The sequence below is a fragment of the Micromonospora sp. ALFpr18c genome, assembly GCF_008868155.1.
Taxonomy (GTDB): Bacteria; Actinomycetota; Actinomycetes; order Mycobacteriales; family Micromonosporaceae; genus Micromonospora.
In genome coordinates, this window is the sequence record NZ_WBKR01000292.1 from 1 (window position 1) to 5,242 (window position 5,242).

The window sequence follows — 5,242 nt, forward strand, 5'->3', positions numbered from 1 at the left end:
CCAACTACCGGCCCACCTCGCCGGCCTCGCCGCCCTGCTGATCCCCGAACGCCGGGAACGCACCTGCCCCCGCGCCGTCAAACGAGCCCGCCACAACAGCTACCGCGTCAAGAATCGCGACGAGCCGGCCAGCATCCGCCACCCAGACCCAGCCACCGTTCACATCTACCGTCTTCGACCCCACACAACATGATCAACTTAAGCTACGTGGCATTGCCCCTGAAGCAAGATGCGGCGGTGGCTCGACTGGCAACTCCGGTAGCTGGTGTTCACCTCGGAGCAGCGCCCCGAGCCGCGGGCACTGGACCAGCATCGCGCTCAGATCCCGCTCCTCCGCGACGGCCGCGATGAGGCGGAGCGCGTCGGTGGCCAGACCGAGTGCGCCGAGTTCCACGACCGTGCTGGCCTCCCCTGCCAGAACCGGGTCCATCAGCCGGGTCCACTCCGGCAGCAGGACCCAGGACGCGTACAGGTGATCGTCGAGCCAGGCGACGGGCCGAGCCGCGAAAAACTCCCTCCGGTTGGTGGGAACCTCGACGAACACCGGCGTCGAGTAGACCGGATCAACCTGGGCGGCGGCCAGCAGAAGCGGGTCCTGCACCAGGGTGGCGTCCACGAGCTGCGCGAACGACGGCGTCCAAACAACCATGTGGCCATTTGTGGTGCCATCGGCATGGACGACCGGCGGTCGTTTCCACACGCCGACCTCGGACACCTCGGTAAACGTGTCGGTCACCCGGTACAGCGAGGCGTACGCGGCGACCGCCTCGGCCTCGAAGCCAAGGTGCCGTAGCGCCCCACTGACCTGATGACTCGTCGGGACACAGGTACCCACCGGCATGCCGCTCTGCGCCTGGTGCAGAACGGCTAGGACCGCGAGCAGCGGCACCATCTCCACCGGCGCGTCGACGAGCCGTCCGAACATCGGGCTGTACTCAAATTTCGGCATCAACGCCGTCTCGTCCGGGCGGTGAGAGCGCCGGCTGCCGGGCACGCGGGTGGGCGGGATCATCCGGCGGATCGGCTCCCGCCGCTGCCGACGGCCACTGCGCTTGCGATTACCCACCGAGCCTCCCGACGCGAACACCCGCACCGCCGTCCCGTCGATGCTGACACGTCGACAGCCGGACACGACAGCCACAGACCCCACTCCACGAGCTGGAATCTGGACCGGAAGCCGCTCGTGCGACTACTCGCATCGCGGCGGCTGTCTGCGGTGCCGACCGCCTCGCCGTGTCTGGTGGCCTCACAAGGAGCCCGGTAGGTTCAGCTGTCCAGCACTTTCGCTTTCATCGATTGGGGTGCCGGCCACGTGTCGCAGATCGAGACGATCACCGGTGAGTTCCGCGCGTTGATGACCGGGGTCGAACGCGCGCAGGGGTTGGCAGCCGCCGCTGACAGTCAGGCGCAGGAGGTGGCGTTGCGGGCCGCGGGCGCGGGCTTCGTCGCCGTGGCGGCGGGTGTGGCGCGGGTGCGCAACGCGATCACGGGCATCCAGGGCGGCCTGGGAAGTCTCGCCGGTGCGATTGGTGAGGCGACGAAGGCCACTGCGGCGGTGCCGAACGAAGCCACCCCCCAGGAGACGATCGCCGGGCTGGCGCCCGTGCAGAGCGCCGTGGACGCCGCTCGTGACGCGGCGACCGGGGTCATCACCGGAGTCGGGGAGGCGCAGCAACTCGTCGCCATGGTCCTGCAGGGCGGGCAGCCCGGGCCGCTGCTGCAGGCCCTGGACGGCATCAAGCAGGTCCTGGTGCTGGTCGTTCAGCGCACCGGCGGGGCCCGGCAGGCCGTCGAAGCGGCGATCGCGCAGGCCCGGCAGTTGGGGTCGTCGGGAAACTGACAGGGGCTGGCCGTCACCTACCGGCCAGCCCTACCCCTTCCGAGCACGGCGACCCGCCGTCGACACCTCATGCCGCCGGCGACGCCACATCCGCTGAACACGGCTACGGCACGCCCTGGACCAGACAGCCAACCGGTGTCTCGGGCGGGACGCCGACCGGTCCGAGAACCAGAATTCCACCCCGGTTGGACGACGAAGGGCGACGTCCGTTGGAACTCGAGAACGAATGCGCCGATATAGTCGCCAGCAAGAGCTACCGGGTCCACCAGAACCCCACCAGGCAGGAGATCGCCGACGCCCGGCTTCGCACCGGCGACTCCGGCAACCCGAACAAAGACCCGGATTACCTGATCGAAGGTCACGTGTTCGACTGCTATTCGCCCACTCTCGGCAAGCCGGTACGGGGCGTCTGGAGCGAGGTCCGCGCCAAGGTCGACAAGGAGCAGACCCAACGCGTGGTGCTGAACCTGCACGACTGGCACGGAGACCTCGCGGCCCTGCGGACACAGTTCGACACCTGGCCCGTCGAGAAGCTGAAAGAACTCGTCGCGGTAACGCCGAGTGGCGCGATCGTGCAGATCGTCCGTCGAGACTGAGGAGAGGCGCAGAGATGGCTGTCGAGTTCAGGTTGACCCTGGCGGGTGACCTGCCCCTGGACCACGTGGCTGATCTCGTGGCAGCCGAACCCGCCGAGAAGCCTAGGCCGAGCGGCACCAACCCGCGGCTGTTCAGTGCTCGGCTCTACGACACCCGCGGGTACGCGCTGACCGTCTCCTCAGGGAGCCAGGGTTATTTCGATGCCGAGGCCGACGACGGTGCCCGCTGGGAGTGGGAGCCGGAGACGTACGTCGACATCGACTTCTCCATGCGGGCAGACGACCTGGTCGACAAGGGGATCCCGAACATGATGAAGGCCGTCGCACGTGTGTTGGCCGCCCGGCAGGAGGACGCGGCGCTGGTCCAGAACGGAAACTGGCTCCTGCTGACCCGCACCGCAGGCGAACTCCGCAGACATCGGCCTACCTGGTGGAGCCACTACGGCATAGACGACCTCATCACCCCATGAGCCAGCCGAGCGCGGGTGACCCGCTGACGAACGACGCGGCTTCGACCCGTCGTCCGTGCGCGACGTCGACGTCGTCTTCCTCGACAACCCGACGGACCTGGCCCGCGACAACGACGACCAGCCACCGCGTGGCTGATGGCGACCTGGCCGGATCCCCCGTGGGAGGCGGCGCCCAGCCGGGGGAGCGGACAGCCGCACATGATCTTCGATGATGTGCGCGGTGTGTGCTCTCCAGCGGATGCCAATTCGGGTGAATCGGTGCCAACGCGGGTCACCGCGGCCGACCACCGGTCGCAAACCGGGGTTCGTGTGCTCGGGGTGTGGTCCTGGGCTGGGACAACGGCGGTCCGGGGAACGTGGGTGAACGTCGGCCACTCCCTGCCACCCCAGGTGAACCCCCAGGTCGCTAGACTAGGCCCTCGCGCCCCCGTAGCTCAGGGGATAGAGCATCGGTTTCCTAAGACGACGCTCTATCTGTACCCGGAGGCTGACTACCTGCCGGTTCCTATTTTGTCTTCGTGTTAGTGGGTCGCAACGCGCGTTGCTGTGCTCGCTTGTCGAAGACCAGCGACGATAAGCGGGCTCGGGACTCATCTGCTCGGCAGGGTCGGACGGCGGTCTCCGGCCGCGATCACCTGGTTGAAGCGGCCCATGCGGGGCCGCTTCACCGTGGCGCGGCAGCAACCGGCGCGGGCTCTGCCGGGCCGGTCGGCAGCAGCACCATCGTGCGCAGTGGCGATAGAAAGATCGGAACCCAGGCGACGGCCATGCCGACGGTGCCGCACCAGAGCGCGGCGCGCAGCGACACGTGCTCTCCAACGAGACCGGCGAGCACCGAGCCGATCGGCAGTGCCCCGGAGAGCACGAAACGCATGGTGGCGTTCATCCGGCCCAGCATCCGGTCCGGGGTGATGGTCTGCCGGAAGCTGACCAGCAGTACGTTGTCGATCGACGCCTTCGCCATCATCAACAGGTAGGCCACGGCGGCGGCCCACAGCCAGACTCCCCGATCGGCGAAGGGCAGCAGCAGGTAGACGGGTGCCACGGTCGTCGCGGCGACGATGAGGGTCCGCCCGTAGCCGAAGCGCAGCGCGAGTCGCCGGGCGGCCATCGTGCCCAGGACCGCGCCCACCCCGCCCACGGCGAAGAAGACGCCGACCAGTCCCTCCGGCAACCGCAGTTCCCGGACGATCAGCAGCGGAACGATGACGACGATGACCGTGGAGGCCAGGTTCACCAGCGCACCTGATGCGGCGACGGCACGCAGGGCGGGCTGTCCGGCGACGTAACGCAGGCCCTCACCGATCTCCCGCCACAAATGCCGGGGCCCGTCGGGTACGGCAGGTGCCGGCTCCTGGCGGCGGATCAGGCACAGGCAGAGAAACGACCACAGGTAAGTGACCGCGTCGACGGCGATGGCCACCGGCGCGGTCAGTGCCTGCACGAGGGCGCCGCCGGCCCCTCGACCGACGATCCGGGAGACCGCCTCGGTGCCGGCGAGGCGGGCGTTACCGGCCACCAGGTGCTCGCGTCCCACGACCGTCGGCAGATAGCTCTGCGCCGCCACGTCCGAGAAGACCCGGCCCGCGCCAACCAGGAAGGCGACGACGAAGAGTTGGGTCATCGTGAGGATCCCCCACCACCACGCCAGCGGTACCCAGGCCAGCAGCAGGAACCGGACGAGGTCGGCGGCGAGCAGGACGGGCCGTCGGCGCATCCGGTCGACCCACACCCCGGCGGGCAGGCCGATCAGCAGGAACGCCGCCGTGGTGGCGGCGTTGAGCAGGCCCACCTGTTCCGGGCCGGCCTGCAGGGCCACGATCGCCGCCAGAGGGAAGGCGATGTAGCTGATCTCGCTGCCGAGCCGACTCACCGCCGTACTTGCGAAGAGCAGTTCGAAGTCTCGATTCGCCATGCCGAGAGCATGCTGCGACAGGACCGTCAGCTCGATAGATTTAGACCAGGCTAAATTCCAGGAGGGCGATGCTCACCATCGGGTTCTCGGCGTACGACCTCGCGGTGATGCGGTTCGCGTTCTCGCCGATGCAGGAGATCGTCGCCAGCGTCCGCGTGCTCAAGGATCCAGCGGCGCACGCCCTGCACGTTCCGTGGGTCAAACAGGTGGCACCCCGGGTGGCCGCGGCAGCGGGCGCCTTCGACCTACTGTTCGCCCTGGTGCCAGTGCCGAGCTGGTACATCCCCGACTTCGTCACACCACCCCCGACGACGCCGGTACCGGATCTGCAGACCGAGCTCGCAGATCTCCGCCGCACCGCACCGCAGCAGGTGCGCACGGACCTGGACCGGTTGACGACACTGCGGGACCCGGCGCGGCG

Annotated in this window: 6 protein-coding genes and 1 pseudogene; 5 read left to right on the forward strand and 2 right to left on the reverse strand. The window is 68.6% G+C overall.

All coding sequences use genetic code 11. From position 1 onward, the window contains the following. Positions 1-193: hypothetical protein (locus F8271_RS33545; protein WP_225854587.1), on the forward strand; the 193-nt coding region annotated here is incomplete at its 5' end. Here F8271_RS33545 and F8271_RS29720 read toward each other — a convergent pair. Further along, positions 194-1,093, reverse strand: a complete 900-nt coding sequence (locus tag F8271_RS29720) for a hypothetical protein (RefSeq protein WP_225854850.1) — start codon at positions 1,091-1,093, stop codon at positions 194-196. A gap of 219 nt (positions 1,094-1,312) precedes the next feature. On the opposite strand from F8271_RS29720, the gene F8271_RS29725 reads away from it, so the two are divergent. From F8271_RS29725 to F8271_RS29735, 3 genes are all read left to right on the forward strand, one after another. Continuing rightward, positions 1,313-1,840 carry a DUF6244 family protein gene (locus F8271_RS29725; RefSeq protein ID WP_151493134.1) on the forward strand — a complete coding sequence of 176 codons (528 nt, stop codon included), beginning with the start codon at positions 1,313-1,315 and terminating at the stop codon, positions 1,838-1,840. A gap of 185 nt (positions 1,841-2,025) precedes the next feature. Further along, on the forward strand, positions 2,026-2,436 hold the full coding sequence (locus F8271_RS29730) for a hypothetical protein (protein WP_151493135.1): 411 nt from the start codon (positions 2,026-2,028) through the stop codon (positions 2,434-2,436). Positions 2,437-2,450: 14 nt separating this feature from the next. Next, complete coding sequence (locus F8271_RS29735; protein ID WP_151493136.1) at positions 2,451-2,906, forward strand: SitI3 family protein; 456 nt, start codon at positions 2,451-2,453, stop codon at positions 2,904-2,906. A gap of 664 nt (positions 2,907-3,570) precedes the next feature. Here F8271_RS29735 and F8271_RS29740 read toward each other — a convergent pair. After that, the gene (locus F8271_RS29740; protein WP_151493137.1) at positions 3,571-4,821 is read right to left on the reverse strand and encodes an MFS transporter; all 1,251 of its coding nucleotides are present in this window, start codon (positions 4,819-4,821) and stop codon (positions 3,571-3,573) included. Between the two features lie 68 nt (positions 4,822-4,889). Between F8271_RS29740 and F8271_RS29745 the strand changes: the two are divergent. Further along, positions 4,890-5,242 (forward strand): annotated as a pseudogene (locus F8271_RS29745) (ArsR family transcriptional regulator); the annotation flags it as partial.

What these genes read in the sequence shown, in the direction of transcription:
- F8271_RS29735 (WP_151493136.1), top strand. Translation starts at nt 2,451, where the DNA reads ATGGCTGTCGAGTTCAGGTTGACCCTGGCGGGTGACCTGCCCCTGGAC.
- F8271_RS29740 (WP_151493137.1), bottom strand. Translation starts at nt 4,821, where the DNA reads ATGGCGAATCGAGACTTCGAACTGCTCTTCGCAAGTACGGCGGTGAGT.